13 protein-coding genes are annotated in these 17,863 nt (G+C 68.5%); 3 read left to right on the top strand and 10 right to left on the bottom strand.

Going from position 1 to position 17,863, the window contains the following annotated elements; genetic code table 11:
• Window positions 1–22: 22 nt before the first annotated feature.
• The 4 genes from ACHFIV_RS32530 to ACHFIV_RS32515 all read right to left on the bottom strand — a co-directional run bounded on the left by ACHFIV_RS32530 (window position 23) and on the right by ACHFIV_RS32515 (window position 4,447).
• Window positions 23–1,762 (bottom strand): HAMP domain-containing sensor histidine kinase, encoded by a 1,740-nt coding sequence (locus ACHFIV_RS32530; RefSeq protein ID WP_398976385.1) that lies wholly within the window; start codon window positions 1,760–1,762, stop codon window positions 23–25.
• Window positions 1,763–1,766: 4 nt separating this feature from the next.
• Window positions 1,767–2,504, bottom strand: coding sequence for a response regulator transcription factor (locus ACHFIV_RS32525; protein WP_398976383.1), 738 nt, complete (start codon window positions 2,502–2,504; stop codon window positions 1,767–1,769).
• A gap of 77 nt (window positions 2,505–2,581) precedes the next feature.
• Window positions 2,582–3,463: an amidohydrolase family protein gene (locus ACHFIV_RS32520; RefSeq protein ID WP_398976381.1), complete on the bottom strand. Its 882-nt coding sequence runs from the start codon at window positions 3,461–3,463 to the stop codon at window positions 2,582–2,584.
• Window positions 3,464–3,559: 96 nt separating this feature from the next.
• Complete coding sequence (locus ACHFIV_RS32515) at window positions 3,560–4,447, bottom strand: DUF2797 domain-containing protein (RefSeq protein WP_398976379.1); 888 nt, start codon at window positions 4,445–4,447, stop codon at window positions 3,560–3,562.
• Window positions 4,448–4,870: 423 nt separating this feature from the next.
• Here ACHFIV_RS32515 and ACHFIV_RS32510 point away from each other — a divergent pair, with 423 nt between their 5' ends.
• Complete coding sequence (locus tag ACHFIV_RS32510) at window positions 4,871–5,815, top strand: RNA polymerase sigma-70 factor (RefSeq protein WP_398976377.1); 945 nt, start codon at window positions 4,871–4,873, stop codon at window positions 5,813–5,815.
• A 91-nt stretch (window positions 5,816–5,906) separates the two neighbouring features.
• Window positions 5,907–7,103, top strand: coding sequence for an NAD(P)/FAD-dependent oxidoreductase (locus tag ACHFIV_RS32505; RefSeq protein WP_398976376.1), 1,197 nt, complete (start codon window positions 5,907–5,909; stop codon window positions 7,101–7,103).
• 587 nt (window positions 7,104–7,690) lie between these two features.
• Here the strand turns inward: ACHFIV_RS32505 and ACHFIV_RS32500 are convergent.
• The 5 genes from ACHFIV_RS32500 to ACHFIV_RS32480 form a co-directional block, all read right to left on the bottom strand.
• Window positions 7,691–7,969 carry a WGxxGxxG family protein gene (locus ACHFIV_RS32500; protein ID WP_398976374.1) on the bottom strand — a complete coding sequence of 93 codons (279 nt, stop codon included), beginning with the start codon at window positions 7,967–7,969 and terminating at the stop codon, window positions 7,691–7,693.
• 482 nt (window positions 7,970–8,451) lie between these two features.
• A complete protein-coding gene (locus tag ACHFIV_RS32495) occupies window positions 8,452–9,102 on the bottom strand; it encodes a hypothetical protein (RefSeq protein ID WP_398976372.1) in 651 nt (216 codons plus the stop codon).
• A gap of 73 nt (window positions 9,103–9,175) precedes the next feature.
• Window positions 9,176–10,735, bottom strand: a complete 1,560-nt coding sequence (locus ACHFIV_RS32490) for a type I restriction-modification system subunit M (RefSeq protein WP_313750909.1) — start codon at window positions 10,733–10,735, stop codon at window positions 9,176–9,178.
• A complete protein-coding gene (locus ACHFIV_RS32485) occupies window positions 10,732–12,141 on the bottom strand; it encodes a restriction endonuclease subunit S (protein ID WP_313750908.1) in 1,410 nt (469 codons plus the stop codon). Before ACHFIV_RS32485 ends, ACHFIV_RS32490 begins: the two co-directional genes overlap by 4 nt.
• A 5-nt stretch (window positions 12,142–12,146) precedes the next feature.
• Window positions 12,147–15,710 carry a type I restriction endonuclease subunit R gene (locus ACHFIV_RS32480; protein ID WP_398976369.1) on the bottom strand — a complete coding sequence of 1,188 codons (3,564 nt, stop codon included), beginning with the start codon at window positions 15,708–15,710 and terminating at the stop codon, window positions 12,147–12,149.
• A gap of 290 nt (window positions 15,711–16,000) precedes the next feature.
• Between ACHFIV_RS32480 and ACHFIV_RS32475 the strand changes: the two genes are divergently transcribed.
• Window positions 16,001–16,534, top strand: a complete 534-nt coding sequence (locus tag ACHFIV_RS32475) for an NUDIX hydrolase (protein ID WP_398976367.1) — start codon at window positions 16,001–16,003, stop codon at window positions 16,532–16,534.
• Here the strand turns inward: ACHFIV_RS32475 and ACHFIV_RS32470 are convergent.
• The gene (locus ACHFIV_RS32470) at window positions 16,512–17,858 is read right to left on the bottom strand and encodes a helix-turn-helix domain-containing protein (protein ID WP_398976365.1); all 1,347 of its coding nucleotides are present in this window, start codon (window positions 17,856–17,858) and stop codon (window positions 16,512–16,514) included. The two genes, ACHFIV_RS32475 and ACHFIV_RS32470, sit on opposite strands and share 23 nt — an antisense overlap.
• Window positions 17,859–17,863: the final 5 nt, after the last annotated feature.

Here is a 17,863-nt window from a genome sequence, read left to right as displayed (position 1 = left end):
ACGACGCTCGCCGACCCCGCTGTCACGTCCGTGTGCTGAGCCTGTGGTCCGGCTGTGAGGACGCCGCCATGGCGTCTCCGACGCCGTCCGGCCGGTGCGCGGCGGTGCCGCGAACGGGGCCGGCACCCGTGCCGGAGGCGGGATCAGCACCCGTGCCGGAGGCAGGGCGGCCACCCGTGCCGGAGGCACTCGCGCCGGGAGCCGGGCCGGCAGGCGCGCCGGCTGAGCCGTCACCCCACGTCCCGTACGCCGCGTCCGCCGGCAGGCGGACGGCGAACACCGTGGCGCCCGGCACCGACCGCACCTCGGCCGTACCGCCGTGGGCGGTTACGACGGCCCGCACGATGGCCAGGCCGAGCCCCGTCGAACCGGCATGCCGGGAGCGCGAGGCGTCGCCGCGCGCGAACCGCTCGAAGACACGCGGCTGCAGCTCGGCCGGAATGCCCGGCCCGTCGTCCTGGACCTCCAGGGTCACCCAGGGCAGCTCCCTGCGCGCCTGCAGCAGGCGGACCGTGACAGTGGTGCCGGGCGGCGTGTGCGTACGGGCGTTGGCCAGCAGGTTGACCAGCACCTGCTGGATCCTGGCCGGGTCGGCGAGGACCGTCGCGGGCACCTCGGGCAGCTCCAGCCGCCAGCGACGGCCGGCACCGGGGGTGCCGTCCGTCGCGCGGTCCGCGACGCGGGCGTCGCTCACCGCGTCGACGACCAGCGGCGAGAGATCGGTGCTCTCGTAGGAGAGCGGGCGTCCGGCGTCGAGCCGGGCCAGGAGCAGCAGGTCCTCGACCATGCCCGTCATCCGTTCCGCCTCGGACTCGATCCGGCCCAGGGCGTGCCGGGTGTCGGGCCCGGCGTCCTCCCGTCCACGCCGCGTCAGTTCGGCGTACCCGCGGATCGAGGCGAGGGGTGTACGCAGCTCGTGGCTGGCGTCCGCGACGAACTGCCGCACCCGCGTCTCGCTCTTCTGCCGTGCCTCCAGAGCCGAACCCACGTGCCCCAGCATCCGGTTCAGGGCCGCGCCGACCTGACCGACCTCGGTACGCGGATCGGCCTCGGCATCAGGGACCCGCTCGAAGAGGGCGACCTCGCCGCTGTGCAGAGGGATCTCGGAGACCCGGGTCGCTGTGGCGGCCACCCTGCGCAGGGGACGCAGGGCGACACCGACCATGGCCGCGCCGGCGATCCCGGCGGCGATCAGCCCGGCGCCGGTGACACACACCTCGACGAGGACCAGGGTGGTGACGGCCTTGTCCACCTCGGCCGTGGGGATGCCGACCAGCACGGACGTACCGCCGCCCGACGGGACGGCCTGGACGCGGTAGCCGCCGAGGCCGGGGAGTCCGACGTCATGGGGCCCTCCGTCCGGGCTCACCCCCGAGGCCTCGAGCGCGTTCTCCTGCTCGCCGGTCAGCTCCCCGGTGTTCTCCCGGGCCGCCGGTCCGCGCTTCTTCACGACCTTCGACCCGGTGACGGATCCGTCGGAGACCACCGCACCGAACGTGTTGAACGGCTGGCCGCCCATCCCGACGAAGTCCAGCCCCTCCTCGGTGCCCGGGACGACCGTGCCGCCGCCCGGCGGACGCGCCGCGGACATCCTGGCGATGTCGCGCAGCTGACCGTCCAGCTTTCCGTACATGTAGCTCCGGAAGGCGATCGCGGTGACCGAACCGATCACCGCGGCGACCACCGCGATGAGCGTCACCGCGTACACGACCAGCCGGGTCCGCAACGTCCAGGGGCGGCGGGCGCCGCTCCTCGTGCCCACGGCGTCAGTCGCCGGGCTTGATGAGGTATCCCGCCCCACGCCGGGTGTGGATCATCGGGGACCGCCCCGCGTCGATCTTCTTGCGCAGGTAGGAGATGTACAGCTCGACGACGTTGGCCTGGCCGCCGAAGTCGTAGTTCCAGACCCGGTCGAGGATCTGCGCCTTGCTCAGCACCCGGCGGGGGTTGCGCATCAGGAAGCGCAGCAGCTCGAACTCGGTCGCCGTGAGATGGATCGAGTCGTCGCCCCGGCTCACCTCGTGGCTGTCCTCGTCCAGCACCAGGTCGCCGACGACGAGCGTCGAGTCGCCGCGGGCGGACGCCGTACCGGAGCGGCGGATCAGCCCGCGCAGGCGCGCCACGACCTCCTCCAGGCTGAACGGCTTGGTGACGTAGTCGTCGCCGCCCGCCGTGAGCCCGGCTATCCGGTCCTCCACCGCGTCCCGCGCGGTCAGGAACAGCACGGGCACGTCGTCGAACTCACGCCGCAGCCTGCCGAGCACCGCCAGCCCGTCCATGTCGGGGAGCATGACGTCGAGGACCACCGCGTCGGGGCGGAAGTCGCGCGCCGTGCGGACGGCGCCCGCGCCGTCGCCGGCGCTGCGCACCTCCCAGCCCTCGTAGCGCAGGGCCATGGAGAGCAGCTCGGCGAGCGGAGCCTCGTCGTCCACGACCAGGACGCGGACGGGAGCGCGGTCGGACCGGAGCCGTTCGGTACGCCCCTGGGGCGAGGTCGTCGTCATGGCTCAAGCCTGTGGGACGGCCGTGAGAGAGACCTTTCGCCTTCCTGTGAATTGCCTGAGAAACGCGCCACGGGCCCCTACCCGAAGAGCGCGTTCGCGTTGTCGTGGCAGACGGCCCGCAACCAGGCGTCGCCCAGCCCGAGCCGCTCGAGGGCATGCAGCTGATGGGCGTAGGGATAAGGGATGTTCGGGAAGTCGGTGCCCAGCAGGATCCGGTCACCCAGATCGGCGAGCCGCCCGCGCTCCGCCGCGGGGAACGGCGCGAGGTTCTCGCCGAAGTCCGTGAACGCCATGGTCGTGTCGAGCCGCACCCCGGGGTACGCCGCCGCCAGCGCCAGGAAATCCTCGTACTCCGGCATCCCCATGTGCGCCACCACGAGCTTGAGCCTGGGGTGGCGGGACAGCAGGCGGCCGACCGGTCCGGGGCCCGTGTGGGCACCCGGCACGGGCCCGGAACCGCAGTGCGTCACCACCGGGACCCCGGCCTCCGCCAGGAGCCCCCACACGGGCTCCAGCAACGGGTCGTTCGGATCGTAGGCCCCGACCTGGAGGTGCGACTTGAAGACGCGCGCCCCCGCGTCGACGGCCTCGCGCACATACGTCTCCACGCCCTCCTCCGGGAAGAACGTCGCGGTGTGCAGACAGTCAGGCACCCGGGCCGCGAACCCGGCGGCCCAGGCGTTCAGCCAGGCCGCCATACCGGCCTTGTGCGGGTAGAGCATCGAGGTGAACCGGAGCACACCGAACGAGCGCAGCAGCGCGAGCCGCTCGTCCTCGTCCCGCCGGTAGGTGATCGGCCATTCCAGCCCCGTCAGCGGGCCCGCCGAGTCGAAGTACGCCCACACCTTGCCGAGTACCCGCTCGGGCATGAAGTGCGTGTGGACGTCGATGATCCCGGGCAGCCCCAGCCGCTGCCGGAACCGCATGACGTCGACCCGGTCCTGGTCATCGCTGTTCATCCGCCCCACCCGCCTCGTGCGCCCCGTCCCCACCCCCCGGAAATGCTGCCCGGCGGCACCGGTCGGGCACCCCGAGGGCCCTCCCGGGCGACGATCTCAGAACAGCCCGTCCTGCACGCCACCGCCCCCCACGGCCACGGCCGGCACACTCAGTCCCGCTCCGGCGCCGGCGCCCACCAGGTCCCAGCCGGTGACGAGCCGTGTGTCCAGCACGACGGTGCCGGCACCGACGGTCTCCAGATGCAGATCGGGCCCGGCCGCCGCCACCAGCCGTCCCGACACCACACCGCCGTCCGCCAGCCCGGTCACCACCCGCGCCGCCGGCCCCGCCCCGGCGAGCCCGAACACCTCCGCGTGGTCGACCGCCTCGAACGGCAGCCGCTCCAACGCGTCCGGCCACCCGGCACGCTCGAGAGCGACGGCCCGCCGGTACAGCCCTTCGACCTCGGCGGCCCGCTCCCGCGCACCCGGCAGGTGGTCACGCACGGCACGCTTACGCGCGTACGGGATCCGGTCGGGCACCCCGAGCGCCGAGCGCAGCAGTTCCTCCGTACGCCGCGCGGCCATCAGCGGCCCGCGCCCCAGCCAGCTGAACACCACGGCCCCCTGCTCCCGCAGCCGCGCGGAGTCACGGGCCTCCCCGGTGATCCCGACCTTGACCAGCCCCGGCCCGAACCAGGCCAGGTAGACGCGGTACGTGCGCGGGTCGTCGGCGATCGTGTCGGCCGCGACCGAGTGCGCCCGGTCCAGCCGCGCACACTCCGCGCACCGCGCCCCGGTGCTCCGTACGGGCACCACGGCCGTGACCGGACACGGATTCCCCCGCGCCCCCGTGCAGTGCCGCTCCCCCTCGGCACGGAACCCGAGCTCCTTCCCGTACGCCAGGACGCTCGCCCGCCCCCGACCGGTCCCGTCGCTCCTCTCCCACCCGAGCACCGGCCCGCCGTGGGGCCAGCGCAGTCCGGTGCACCGCCAACCGCTCATGCCGTCCCTCCCGACCCGCGCCCAGGATGCGGACGGACGCGCGAGGCGCTCCGGTGGTAGCCGGGCACCCGACCCGGACGTCCGGCCGTGGAAACGGCACCCTAACCGACAGGACCCCGCCGCCCGGCGCCGTACCGGTACACCCCGGGTCCCCTCCCGGCGGCCCGGCCGCACTGCTCCGCACGGACGGGAACGCTCTCCTCGACCCGTTCGTCACTGCCTGGCCGGTCTCGGTCGTACGCACGCCGACGCCCCCGGGCCCCGAGCTGCCCGCCACGCGAGGAACACGACGCCGCGAGGAGCGCTCAGGGCGGCCGGCCCGGACATGGCGGGAGACCCGGCGGGTGCCCCCACGACCGGCGCCGACAGCGAGGGACCGCGCGGCCCCCTGCCCGCCGGGGCCGGCGGACTAAGATCCGGGCCATGCCTCTGACCGTGCACGACGTGGACCGGTTCGAGGCCTGCAGGCCCCGTCTGCAGGCCATCGCCTACCGCCTCCTCGGGTCCGCGAGCGACGCCGAGGACGCCGTGCAGGACACGTTCCTGCGTTGGCAGGCCGCCGACGTCGACCGCGTCGAGGTCCCGGAGGCCTGGCTGACGAAGGTGCTCACCAACCTCTGTCTCAACCAGCTCACCTCGGCCCGCGCCCGGCGTGAGACCTACGTGGGCCAGTGGCTGCCCGAGCCGCTGCTCGCCGGTGATCCGATGCTCGGCCCCGCCGACACCGCCGAGCAGCGCGAATCCGTCTCGTACGCGGTCCTCGCGCTCATGGAACGGCTCTCCCCCAAGGAGCGGGCGGTGTACGTGCTCCGGGAGGCCTTCGACTACCCGCACCGGAGGATCGCGGAGATCCTCGACCTCTCCGAAGCCGCCTGCCAGCAGATCCTCCACCGGGCCAGGAAGCACATCGCGGAGGGCAGGGCCCGGTCCGAGATCGACGCGTCCGCCGCCCGGCGCATCGTCGAGGAGTTCCTCTCGGCCGCCACGAGCGGCCGGACCGAACCACTGCTGCGCCTGCTCACCGACGACGCCGTCGCGATCGGTGACGGCGGCGGGAAGGTCCCGGCCCGCGCCAAGGCGTTCGAGGGCGCCGTCGCGGTCGCGAAGTTCATGCGGGGCCTGTTCAAGCCCGGCAAGGCCAAGCGCGAGCTCGTGGGAGGCTCCCCCGACGTCTACGCCGCGACCGCCAACAACTCCCCCGCCCTCGTGGTGGTCCTCGACGGCCGTGTCATCGGCGTCATGTGCCTGGAGATCACCGCCGACGGCATCGCCGCGTTCCGCAGCCAGGTCAACCCCGACAAGCTGGAGCGCGCGACCCGGCGATGGGCTGCCTCCGACCACGGAGAGCCCGTGATCAACGCCTTCTGACCTCGGTGTGAGGTGCTTCACATCCCGTTCCTGTCAGGAAACGGCGGGCTGCCCGGTTCAGGTGGCGAACCCGCGAGACAGGAGCAGAGAGATGAAGCACCGCATCATCGTCCTGGGAGCCGGATACACCGGAGCCGTCGCCGCCGGTCGCCTCGCAAAGCGACTGCGTGCCGAGGACGTCGCCATCACGCTCGTCAACGCCGAACCCGACTTCGTCGAGCGCGTCCGCCTGCACCAGCTGGCGGCCGGCCAGGACCTCGCCCCCCGGCCCTTCGACAAGATGTTCGCGAACACCGGGGTCGAACTCAGGCTCGCCCGGGTCACCGCCGTCGACGTCGGACGGAGGACCGTCACCGTCAGGGACGCCGACGGCGACGACGAGCTGGAGTACGACAGCCTCGTCTACGCCCTCGGCAGCAGCTGGAACCCGCAGGGCGTCCCCGGCACGGCCGAGCACGCCCACGAGATCGCCGGCCGCCCCGGCGCCCTCCGGCTGCGCGAGCGGCTGGCCGGACTGGAAGCCGGCCGTCCCGTGGTCGTCGTCGGCGGCGGCCTCACCGGGCTCGAGGCCGCGACGGAGATCGCCGAGGCCCGGCCGGACCTCGACGTCGCCCTCGCCACCCGTGGGGAGCTCGGTGACTGGCTCTCACCCAAGGGACGCGGCCATGTGCGCAGGGTCTTCGCGGATCTCGGCATCACGGTGCACGAGCACACCGCCGTGACCGGCGTCTCGGCCGGCCACGTCGCCACCGCCGACGGCACCTCCGTACCGGCCGCCGTCACCGTGTGGACCACCGGCTTCGCGGCCCACCCGATCGCGAGGGCCACCGCCCTGGAGGTCACCGGCACGGGACAGATCGTGGTCGACCGGACCATGCGCTCGGTCTCGCACCCCGACGTGTACGCCGTCGGTGACGCGGCCCTGGCCATGGGCCCGGGCGACAAGCCGCTGCGGATGTCGTGCGCCACGGGCACTCCCACCGCATGGCAGGCCGCCGACGCCATCGCCGCGCGCCTCACCGGGACGAAGGTCCCGGCCACGCCGCTCCGCTACTTCAACCAGTGCGTCTCACTGGGCCGCAGGGAAGGGCTGATCCAGTACGTCACCGCCGACGACCGCGCCGTCCGGACAGCCCTGACCGGGCGGCTCGCCGCCGTCTACAAGGAACTGGTCTGCAAGGGCGCCGCCTGGGGCGTGGCCAACCCGACGCTCGGGATGCCGTCCCGGCGCCGCCGCGTCGTGCGGGAGCGGAACCAGGCGGTCCCGGCGGTCGAGACGTCGGCCTGATCCGCAGGCCCGGCCGGCGCCGAGGCGTCGGCCGGGCCTGCCGGACCGTACGGGCCGCAGACGTGGGCGCGGACACCGTGCGTCCGGCACGCGGCCCGAATTGGACGCTCGCCCCGGCCGCCTGTCCTCCACTCACTTCCGTCTCAGGACGACCCGGACACGGCCGTCGACGGCGAAGACCCCCAGGTTCCAGCGGAACGCCACGGATGCCACGGCTGCTCCACGTCGCCACTGCGCCCCGCCGCCGTGCGGGCCACGCAAGAGGCCCCCAGGCTTTCTCCTGGGGGCCTCCGGCCTGCTGTGCACTCGGCAGGATTCGAACCTGCGACCTTCTGATCCGTAGCTCTAGCCGGATCGGTCGCCGGGGTTGCTGTACTTCGCTGCTGTACAGCAGGATCGAGTTCCACTCCCTGGCCTCATCCTTATCAGGTCGGGCACGGGCGCACGTTTACGCCGCTCGAGTCGAGCCGCACCAGTGAGGATCGTCCGTGTAGGTACGACGCCGACCGGTGCCGTTCGCCCGTGCTGGTGTCAGGTACTGATGTCAGCCAGGAAGCCGGACTGACGGGCATTTGCCTCATGGACGATCAGTGGTCAGTGGGGTGCGAGCCAGTTCCTGTGCCCCGGTGGGTTCCCGTATCAGGTGTCTTTCGCCGACGAGGAATGAGACCGAGCAGACCCAGAAGGCCAGCGAGGCCCCAGAGTCCCCATCCACCGTTGTCATCGTCCTTCTTGTCGTCATCTTGCGCTTGGCTCTGGGAGGTCTGCACGGTAGCTGCTTGGGTCACTCCCTGTGACTGCGCTTCTGCGGTGACGGCAGCGGGCCCTGCGAGAAGAGCGGCGGTCAGGACGGCACCGACAGTCATGCGACGCATTGGTCCTCCTTCTGTGACCCGCGGACGGGGCCTTGTACCCATGTCGCGGGACGTCGGCGCGCTGCGCAAGTCCACCGGGCACAAAGGTTCCCAGGAGGAGAGGTTCAGCCCATACCGCAGGCCCCGCAGCTGCCAGAGAGGGCATTAGGCCGAATGAGTGCCTGGTCAAACGACCCGTATGTCAGCTCGGTACCGGCTGACACGGTTGCTGTACTTCGCTGCTGTACGGGCAACGCCAGAGGCCCTCAGGATTTCTCCTGAGGGCCTCTGGCGTGCTGTGCACTCGGCAGGATTCGAACCTGCAACCTTCTGATCCGTAGGATCGGGCAGCACGTAATTAGGAGCTCCGGCGACCTCCCGTTGCGATCGCTCATGATAGCGATCATGCGTGTTTGTGTGCCGCCGTTGCCGTCAGGGCTGCCGTCAACTCCGAACGGTGACATTGCCGCAATGACGCTGCCTGAGAGGTCGACTCATCCCAGCACGGTGGCGATGGCGAGGGCAATTCGCTCGATCCAGTCGATCGCGTCGGTCACGTCGGCGGCGGAGATGGGGCGGCGACTCTTGAGGTCGCCGTCCAGCAAGTCCGCGTCGTGGGCGATCCTGTTTCGGCGATCGGTGATCGAGTTGTACTTCTGCTTCAGTGTCTGGGCGTTCATGGACGTACGGCCGTGGTTCCACTCGTTGAGCTGAACGGCGGCCTTGGCCCAGATGTCCTCTTCCGTCACCAGCTTCAGCGCCTCGCTGATCTTGCGAGGGTTCTGCAGTGCCGCGTTGCCCCACTTCGCCTTGACGTGCTCGGAGACGGCGTCGGCGAGCGTCGTCGTACCGCGCCGGACTTCCTCCACCTTGACCAGGGGCAGCTCGAACTTCGTCAGCTGGTAGGGCATTCCGGGGCTGTCCGCGGCGGCCAGCTCGGCGACGCGTCGGTACAGCTCCTCGTGGAACCAGTGGTCGATGGCGCTGACGGCCTGCACCCAGGCGGCCCGGTAGAAGTCACCGATGTCGATAACCGGGGACTGGAAGGCAGCCAGGCTCTGACCCGCCACGATCATTTTCCGGGCGTACTCGAGGTTGGTCAGGAACGCCCGGAACTCGCGTGTCTGCGGCTGTGCGGCCGGCATGAAACTCCCCCGTCTCGCTGGTCTGGGAACTCAGGATTCCGGCGGGTCGGGGGAGGGGCAACCCAGTTGTGGATCAACCACTCTCAGTTGGCTCAATTGCATCGGTGTCGGCCGAGACCTCACCGCCGAGAGCCTCCGCGATGGCCGCGAACTCGCTCAGCGCAGCCTGCAAGTCCTCGACGATCTCCTGGGCAATCACTTCGGGCGGCAGGAGGCTGTCGGCGTCGTCAAGCGCCGGGTCCTTCATCCACGTGATGTCGAGATTTACCTTGTCACGGGCGATGAGCTCGTCGTAGTCAAAGGGCTTGAAACGCTCCGACTCCACCCGCTCGCTACGCGGCTTGCTGGGCAGGTACGCCTCGACGAACTCGTCCAGAGCCGCGCGCGTCAACGGGCGTTGCTTCAGGGTGAAGTGCTTGGCGGTACGGAAGTCGTAGACCCAGAGCTGCGAGGTGTTGTGGGCGCCCCCACTGCGGGGGGGCTTCTTCTCGAAAAACAGGACGTTGGCCTTGACACCGCCCGCGTAGAAGATGCCTGTCGGCAAGCGGAGGATCGTGTGCAAGTCGAACTCTTCCAGCAGGCGGCGGCGTACCTTCTCGCCCGCCCCGCCTTCGAAGAGCACATTGTCCGGCAGGACGACAGCCGCACGCCCGTTCATCTCCAGCTGCGACATGATGTGCTGGAGGAAGTTGAGCTGCTTGTTAGTGGTGGTGGCGCGGAAGTCGTCCCGCTCGTACGAGATGTCTTCCTTCTCGGCCTTGCCGTCCGTGCCGACGATCGTGATCGCGGACTTCTTGCCAAAGGGCGGATTGGCGAGGATGAGCGACGCGTGGCGCTCGGGCTTGTCGGCAAGCGCGTCACCCACGGTGATGAGCGACTCGCCGTCGGCGTCACCGATGCCGTGCAGCAGCATGTTCATCGCGGCCAGACGGGCCGTGCCGGTGACCAGCTCGTTGCCCCAGATCTTGCCGGACCCGAGCGCGAGACGCTGTTCCCGTGACAGGTGCTGCATGTGGTGCTTACGGATGTAGCTATGCGCAGCGATCAGGAAGCCGCCGGTACCACAGGCCGGGTCAGTGATCGTGTCTTCGGGACCCGGTTGCATCACGTCGACCATGGCGTCGATGAGCGCGCGGGGCGTGAAGTACTGGCCAGCGCCCGTCTTGGTGTCCTCCGCGCCCTTGGCAAGCAGACCCTCGTAGGCATCGCCCTTGAGGTCCGTCCCCTGGACCGTCCAGTCCTCCTTGCCGATCAGCTCGACAACCAGCTTTTCGAGCAGGGCGGGCTCGGTGATCCTGTTCTGGGACTTCGCGAAGATTGTGCCGAGAGTGGTGCCGGGGTTCTTGGCGAGCGCTTCGAGGGTTTTGCGGTAGTGGACTTCGAGGTCGATGCCCTTGAGGCGAGCAAGGGACTGCCAGTCGTACTCGGCGGGGACGACGGTCTTGGCCTCCTCCTCCGTGAAGGGGTCGGAGGCGATCTCGTCGGCCATCTTGAGGAAGAGCAGGTACGAGAGCTGCTCGACGTACTCGATGGTGGACAGTCCGTTGTCCCGCAGGACATTGCAGTAGTTCCAGAGCTTGGCGACCAGGCTGTTGGTCTGCGCGTGCGCCAGGGTGGGAGATGCGGGGGTCACAGCGGAAGCTCCTGCTGAACGGCGGTGTTGGGGGAAGGCGTTGAGGATGCAGGGGGTGGGGGTGGTGCGTCTGCGGTGGCCGTCTTGCGGGAGCGGCGGACGGCCCGCTTGGGCTTGTCGCCCTGAGCCTCGCGCTTGGCGCGGATGCGGTCGAGGAGGACGGAGGCGGGCTCGTCGGTGGGGTCCTGGGGAACGAGGCGGCCGGTGAATGCACGCTGCAGTACCGCGCTCCGGAGGTGCTTTGCGCGTACAACGTTGCGCTTCAAAGCGTGCTCCATCGCATCGGCGTAGCTCATCAATTCGTCACAAGCCTGCACCCGTTGTTTCTGTTCCTCAAGCGGCGGGACAGGGAACTCGATAGGCTTCAGACGCTTGGCCGAAAGGTGGGCAATGTTGGTGGTAATGCGCACTTCGCGCATGAAGCGGCGGGCGTGAAGATGGCGGCGGAACACCATAAGGGCCCACTCTGGAAGCACATCGGGGCGCGCCTGAAACCGTAGGAGGCTGTTAGTGAAAGCGACGTTGGGCGGAGTCCCCCGGTATAGCGCAGGCCTCCCCACAAGGTGAGGACTCTGTCCCTCATTGAGGAGAACGTCGCCAGGTTCCAGTCGAAACCGGTCGAAGACTCCTGAGAAATCCATCTCCATGACATCCGAGGTGTCGATGCGATCCTCGAAGACGTTGGCCACACGCAAGTACGGGCGCATCTCTGGGCCATGGTGCCAATCGGGGTGGCGCTGCCTCCCGAGCCCAATAGTGCCAGCCTCTCCGACCGTACTCATCTCCCATGAGTCGGGAACGGATTCGGGCACCAGCGACAGGAGGACGGACTTGCGGAACGAGGCGATCTTCTTCTGTGCAGTTTGCAGCTCTCGTCCGGCCGCATCGAGGCGAGAGAGATGATCTTCGATGGCCTCGACGATTCTCTGCTGTTCACGCATCGGCGGAATTGGGATCGTCGTCTCAAATACGTCTGCATCTCGCACTGCCGGGTAGCTTACGCCTCGCTGTTTCGGAAAAAGTTGCTCCTCGAAAAATTTACCCTGTACGGCATGAAAGATGTACCGTGAGTCGATCTCGCGGTGTGGTCGAATGACGGCGAAGCCGGTGGAGGCGATGTGCCCCTCAAGCGTGCCGGGTACTCGGGCAATATTTCGCAGATACGGGCGCACTGTGGAATAGACAGTGTCTCCCTCCTTGACGATTTGTCGAGCTCTTCCCGGGGCATCTGAAGATTCAATCCAGCTAGCGGCAGTGATTTGGCGGTCGGGCCCGCTTACTGAACCAATGTCAATATATTGAAATCGATCTTTGTCAAATCCCTCAGGCCCTACTTTTTTGACAGGGATGCAAATATCTCCGAGGAGGGCTCTAGCCCACCCCGCCGGAAGCTCGACGTCACTCAACCCGCTCAAGCCAACTCTCGATTCAGCTCACTCAACAACGATCGAACATCCCGCCCCGGAAACGCATGGGCGAACCCCCGACCTCCGCCCTTCCCCTTGAAGGGCTCGGCATTGAACTCCGCCGGACTGATGCCGACGTCGCTCGCCACCACGTCCCGTATGGACCGCAGCCACCACAGCTGCTCTTCCGAGAAGTCCGCCCCCGCCTGCTGCTGCTTGAGCAGCCACGCCTCGAAGCGTTCTTCCACCGTCTCACGGTACGGCCGCAGCTCCTCATCCACGCCCAGCTCGTAGCGGATCAGGGAGATCAGATCGGGTACCCCGGCCTCTCGGCCTGGGTCGTAATGGACCGCCGAGCCCAAGTCCTCGTAGTACGTCCACAGCACCTGCGGCGTCCAGGCGAATTGCGGGCGGCGGATCTCCAGGGCCAGTTCCTTCAGCGCAGCGTACGTCTCCGCCGGTGAAACCGACCGGGGGCTCGTCAAGGCGATACTGACTGCCGCAATGCGGTCGCGCTCGTCCTTCAGGAGCTGGCTCCACCGGCCTACCTGCTCCCGGGCCCGCTCCTCACGCGGGATTTCGTCGACATCCGTCACCTCGACGGCCGTGAACTCATCGAAGAGGTAGTCCTTGTCCCGCCGGATCTCGATGATATGCCGCCGCAGGTCGGGATACTCCGTCAGCGGAGCGATCGCGTCCTCCACGAGCCGTCTAGCCGCCGCCTGGCCACCCTGCTCCAGAGCCCGCTCCTGCCGGTCCGGGTCTACCGCCTTCACAATGGCGCCCGCGATCTCGGACAGGGTCTGCCCGCCTGAGGCGCGCGTCAGCTGCTCGCGCTCCTCCTCCGTCAACTGCTGGTTGAGCCGCGCCAGCCGTCCCGCCAGGATCTCGGCCTCACTCGCGCTGATCGATTTCGTACCGGCCTTGTCCAGCAGCTTGGCAAGCGAGACCTGCCGCTCGCCCGCGGGTACCAGCGGCTTGGCGTCCACCAGCGGGGAGTCCGTCACCCCGACAGCGTCGACGAGTACGAACCGGTCCTTGCGGACCGTCGCGTCCGCATCCGGTGTGACCTCCTGGAGCTCCGTCGCGTCGATGGTGCGAGCGCCGCGACCCTTCATCTGCTCGAAGAGGACGGCGCTGCGCACCTCGCGCAGGAAGATCACGCACTCCAGGGCCTTCACGTCCGTACCAGTCGCGATCATGTCGACGGTGACGGCGACCCGCATCCGGGGCGAGGTCCGCAGCGCTCGGATCAGTTCGTCCGGATCCTCGCCGGCCTGGCGGCTCTTGTACGTGATCTTCTTCGCGAAGTCGTCGCCGCGCCCGAAGACCTCCTTGACCTGGGCGAGGACATCTTCCGCATGGTCCTCGCCGACCGCGAAGATCAACGTCTTCGGAAGCTCAGTCCGGCCGGGGAACCAGCGCCGCCAGTTGTCCCGGTACGCAGTGAGCACCGCTCGGATCTCGTCCACCGTCACTACCGAGCGGCCAATCTGCCCGGTCGTGTAGGTGAAGTCGTCATCCAGTTCCTGGTAGCGCTGCCTTCGCGTTTTACGGTCTTTGACTCGCACCGTCGTGCCCGACTCGATGGTCGCGGCGCCCTTCTCGCGCAGGTCGGTGCGCATCCGTACGACGTCGAAGTCGACGTTCACGCCGTCCGCAACGGCCTGCGGATAGGTGTATTCGGACACCAGGTTGCGGCCGAAGAAGCCGAGGGTCTGGAGTGTAGGGGTGGCGGTCAGGCCGACCAGGTGTGCGTCGAAGTACTCCAGTACCCCCCGCCACAGACCGTAGATAGAGCGGTGGCACTCGTCCACGATGATCAGGTCGAAGGACTCGATCGGGACCTTCGGGTTGTAGGAGACCTCGATGGGCAGGTCCGTCGCGTACGTGTCCTCGTACGCCGTGCTGTCCGAGGTCTCGTCCGCTTGCTCGTCATCGACGAGGGTCTCCCCGCGCAGCAGCGAGTACATCTTCTGAATCGTGCAGATGACCACCGACGAAGTGTCCTGAAGGCCAGCTGCCCCGAGCCGGTCGACGTTATAGATGTCGGACAACTTGCGGCCGTCGTCCGGCGTCGTGAACTTTCGGAACTCGTCGTACGCCTGCCTGCCCAGGTTATTGCGGTCGACGAGGAACAGAACCCGACGCGCTTTGGCGTGCTTGAGCAGCCGGTAGGTCTGCGCCACGGCAGTGAAGGTCTTGCCCGCGCCCGTCGCCATCTGGATCAGGGCCCGCGACCGGTCCTCTGCCAGGGACTTCTCCAGGCCGCTGATGGCGTCGATCTGAGCAAGACGCAACCCGTTCGGTTCCAGCACGGGCAGCCGGCGCATGGCGGCCCGGAACGTCGGGGCAGCCGGTGTCCCGTCGGCGCGACGCATCCAGGCCGCCACCGTCTCGGGGCGGTGAAAGGAAAACACCTCTCGGGAGCGGGCGTCGGGGTCGAGGCGGTTGATGAAATAGGTCTCGGTGCCGGTCGTCGCGTAGCGGAACGCGAACGGCTCCGCCTCCCGCCAGACGGCGAGCCGGTGCTCCTTGAGGACGCCAGCCGCGTACCGGTCGTTCTGCTCCACGGCGCTGGAGAGGTGATCGCCCTCCCGCTTGGCTTCGATCACGCCAACAATCCTGCCGTCGACGTACAAGACGTAGTCCGCGCGGCCAGTGGCCAGCGTGAACTCCCTCACCGCAACGCCCTGGTTCTCTCCCGGGTTGACCTCGTGCCGGTCCTGGACGCCCCATCCCGCCGCGTACAGCATCTCGTCGATGGCTTCTCGGGCCTGCACCTCATTGAGAGCGGCCGGCCGCTGCGCACGATGGATGATCGCCTCGCGTCGCTTGGCATCGACCGGGCGCGGCTGCCTTCGAGCGACCTCGTACTTCGCATGCTGGGCGGTGCGCAGTTCTTCGATCTGGCTGCTCAGCTGCTCCACTCTGGACAGCAACTCGATCTTGTTCGCATCGGCGCTAGCGATCAGTTTCTCGGCCTCGGCCCGCGCCTTGCGTTCTGCCTCCAACGCATCGTCTGCCTCGGCGAGCCTCGTGCGGGCCTGCGTGAGCGCCTGGCGGTGGCCGTCGAGGGCTTCGCGCAGCTCGCCCAGCTCTGCTGGATCCGTGATCTGAGTACTGTCACCAGGATCCGTGGGCGGCACGAACTCGGCGACGGTTCGCCGACCGTCGATGGCATCGTGGAACCAGAGCCCGAGCTTGTAGCAGACCCGTACGGCGGCAAGGGCCCGCGCCGTGTCGAAGAGGTGGCTGTGGGCGGCCCTGTTTCGGTCGCGGCGCAGCCGGTCGAAGTCGTCACGGATCTCTGGAACGAGAACTCCGGCCCTGGTCAGAGCGGTCAGCCGGTCGATCTGTCGATCGCCCTCGATCCGCATCCCTATACGGGCGACCAGTTCCTCAGCGAGTACCTCGCCAAACTGCCCCGCCTGGACCAGTGAGGAATTGGGGTTCGTGAACACGGTCGCTTCGGCAGAAGCTCCGTAGAGGGAGAGCAGAGGCTGATGCTGATACAGCAGCCCGAAGTTGGGTGAGCCCTTCGCGAAGTCGCGAAGCCGGTCGTCCATGCTGGTCTATCCCCCACCATCGCGCCCTGCCAATTACTGAGAGTCCAGCTTACGCAGCCGGGCGTGGGTGAGTCTGGTGATCGTCGATTCAGTCGCTACCCCGGGCACCCTCCGGCTGGCATGGCTCGTAGCCACAACGCACCGAGTTGCTCGCCCCAGAACTGCACTCATGAGCTCATGGCAGACCTCGCCAGTGCCTCATCTCGTCAGAATGACATAAAACCAAGGAATGCGCGTCAGCCTCCTGATTGCTCTGGGATGCTGGAGGCCGATCGAGAGGGGCCGCAGCGATGCAGTGGAAGATCCACGGGGAACGTCCGATCTACGAGAACGCCTGGGTGAACGTGTGGCTCACCGACATCGAGACGCCAGACGGAAACCGCTGGGAGCACCACGTCGTCAAGCTCCGGCACCTGGCCGTGGCGGCCGTGGTCAACGAGCAGCGTGAGGTTCTGATGATGTGGCGGCATCGCTTCATCACGGATGCCTGGGCGTGGGAGCTGCCGATGGGCCTGGTCGAGGTGGGCGAGACCCCCGCCGAAGCGGCCGCGCGTGAGGTGCTGGAGGAGACCGGGTGGCGGCCCGGTCCGATCAAACCGCTGATCTACGCCGAGCCGGCCAACGGCATCACTGACTCCCAGCATCACGTCTTCCGCGCTGACGGGGCGACGTACGAGGGTCCGCCGACCGAGAAGAACGAGTCGGACCGGATCGAGTGGATACCGCTGGCCGACGTGCGGGGCATGATCGACCGGCGCGAGATTGTCAGCAGTGGCTCCCTCGTCGGGCTGCTCTACGTCCTCATGGACGAGGCGATCCGCTGATCTGGCGGGGCAGCGCATCCCGGAGCCGGGACTCGAACGCCACCGCGGCGGGTTCGCGGCGGAAGGGCTCCAGCTGTTCGTAGAACTCCCGGAGGTGGCCGGCGACTCGTTGAGAGCTGACGGCAGCCGCCGGGGCCAGGGCATCCATGGCCGTGTGGCACGCCTCGTCGAGTTTGCCGCGTTGGAGCTGGGTGCGGGCGAGCCAGAAAGCGTGGAAGGCGCGGCCTCGGTGGTTCGTCTGGTGTTCTCGACGCAGAGCGTCCGCAATCAGGGGTTCGGCGAGGGCGGCTTCGCCCAGGCGGCCGTGCGCGATACCGGTGTCCACGATCAGCTTCGGCTCGTCGAAGTAGGCGACCCAGGCCGGGTCCGGATCACCGGTGCTGATGCGTCCGAAGTGGGTGTGGGCTTCCGAGATCGCGGTGTGGGTCGCGCCGTGGTTGCCGAGGGTGGCGTGGGCGAAGGCTTCGCGCATCGCGAGCATGGCCAGCACGCGCGATGTCGTCCCCGCGGCCGTTCGCGCCTGGTCCTGGGCGGCCGTGACGAGTGCGAGGGCGTCGCCGGGCTTGTCCTGGTAGGTGGCCTGGAGACTCATGCAGGCGAGGACGTTGGCCATGAACTGGCGGTCGTCAATGGCCTTGGCCAGGCCGAGGGATTCGGTGAAGTAGGCGCGTGCCTGGTGGTACTGGCGGGCGTCGAAATAGGTCCATCCGGTGAGCCGGGCCAGCTCGGCCGCGATGCTGTGCAGGCCGTCCCGCAAAGGAGCCGGACGCTGCTCCTTGAGGAGGTCGACGACGTAGCGGAGCTGGCCGACGACCGCCGGCCGTAAGGTCTCGCCGCCGTGCTCGTCGTCCCGGCGCCAGTAGTCCGCGATCGACGAATGTAGCGCGTCCAGTGTCGAGGTGCTGAGATCCCGCTCGGCCGCCAGGGCGAGGATGCTGTCGACGTCCGCCCCCGGTAGTCCGGCGGCCAGTGGTTCGCCGGCTGAGGTCGGCACCTCGGCCGGTTCGCGGGGCGTGACCGTCAGGCTGGGCGGCGTCTCCCAGGAGCGTCGGGCAAGTCCGAGCATGTGTCCGGGGATGCGCAGCCCGTCAGAGATCCGTTCGATCACATCCATGTGCAACAGCTGCCGCCGTCCGGCGATCACCTCGCCCACGCGGCTCGGGGTCAGGTCGCAGCGACGCGCGACCATCGACGGATAAATGCCTGCTCGTGCCTTGACCAGCCGAAAGATGCGGCCGAAGTCTCTGGCCTGGCATGCCTCGACCATCACTGGGTCCGTGAGCAGGCTGACCGGGAGTTCCTTCGAGCGAGATGGCTCGGGCATCGGGC

Origin of the sequence: Streptomyces sp. ALB3 (assembly GCF_044385685.1) — a bacterium.
In the GTDB taxonomy this organism is placed as follows: domain Bacteria; phylum Actinomycetota; class Actinomycetes; order Streptomycetales; family Streptomycetaceae; genus Streptomyces.
Note: the sequence above shows the minus strand (reverse complement) of the source record. Positions and strands in the feature narration are given on the sequence as shown.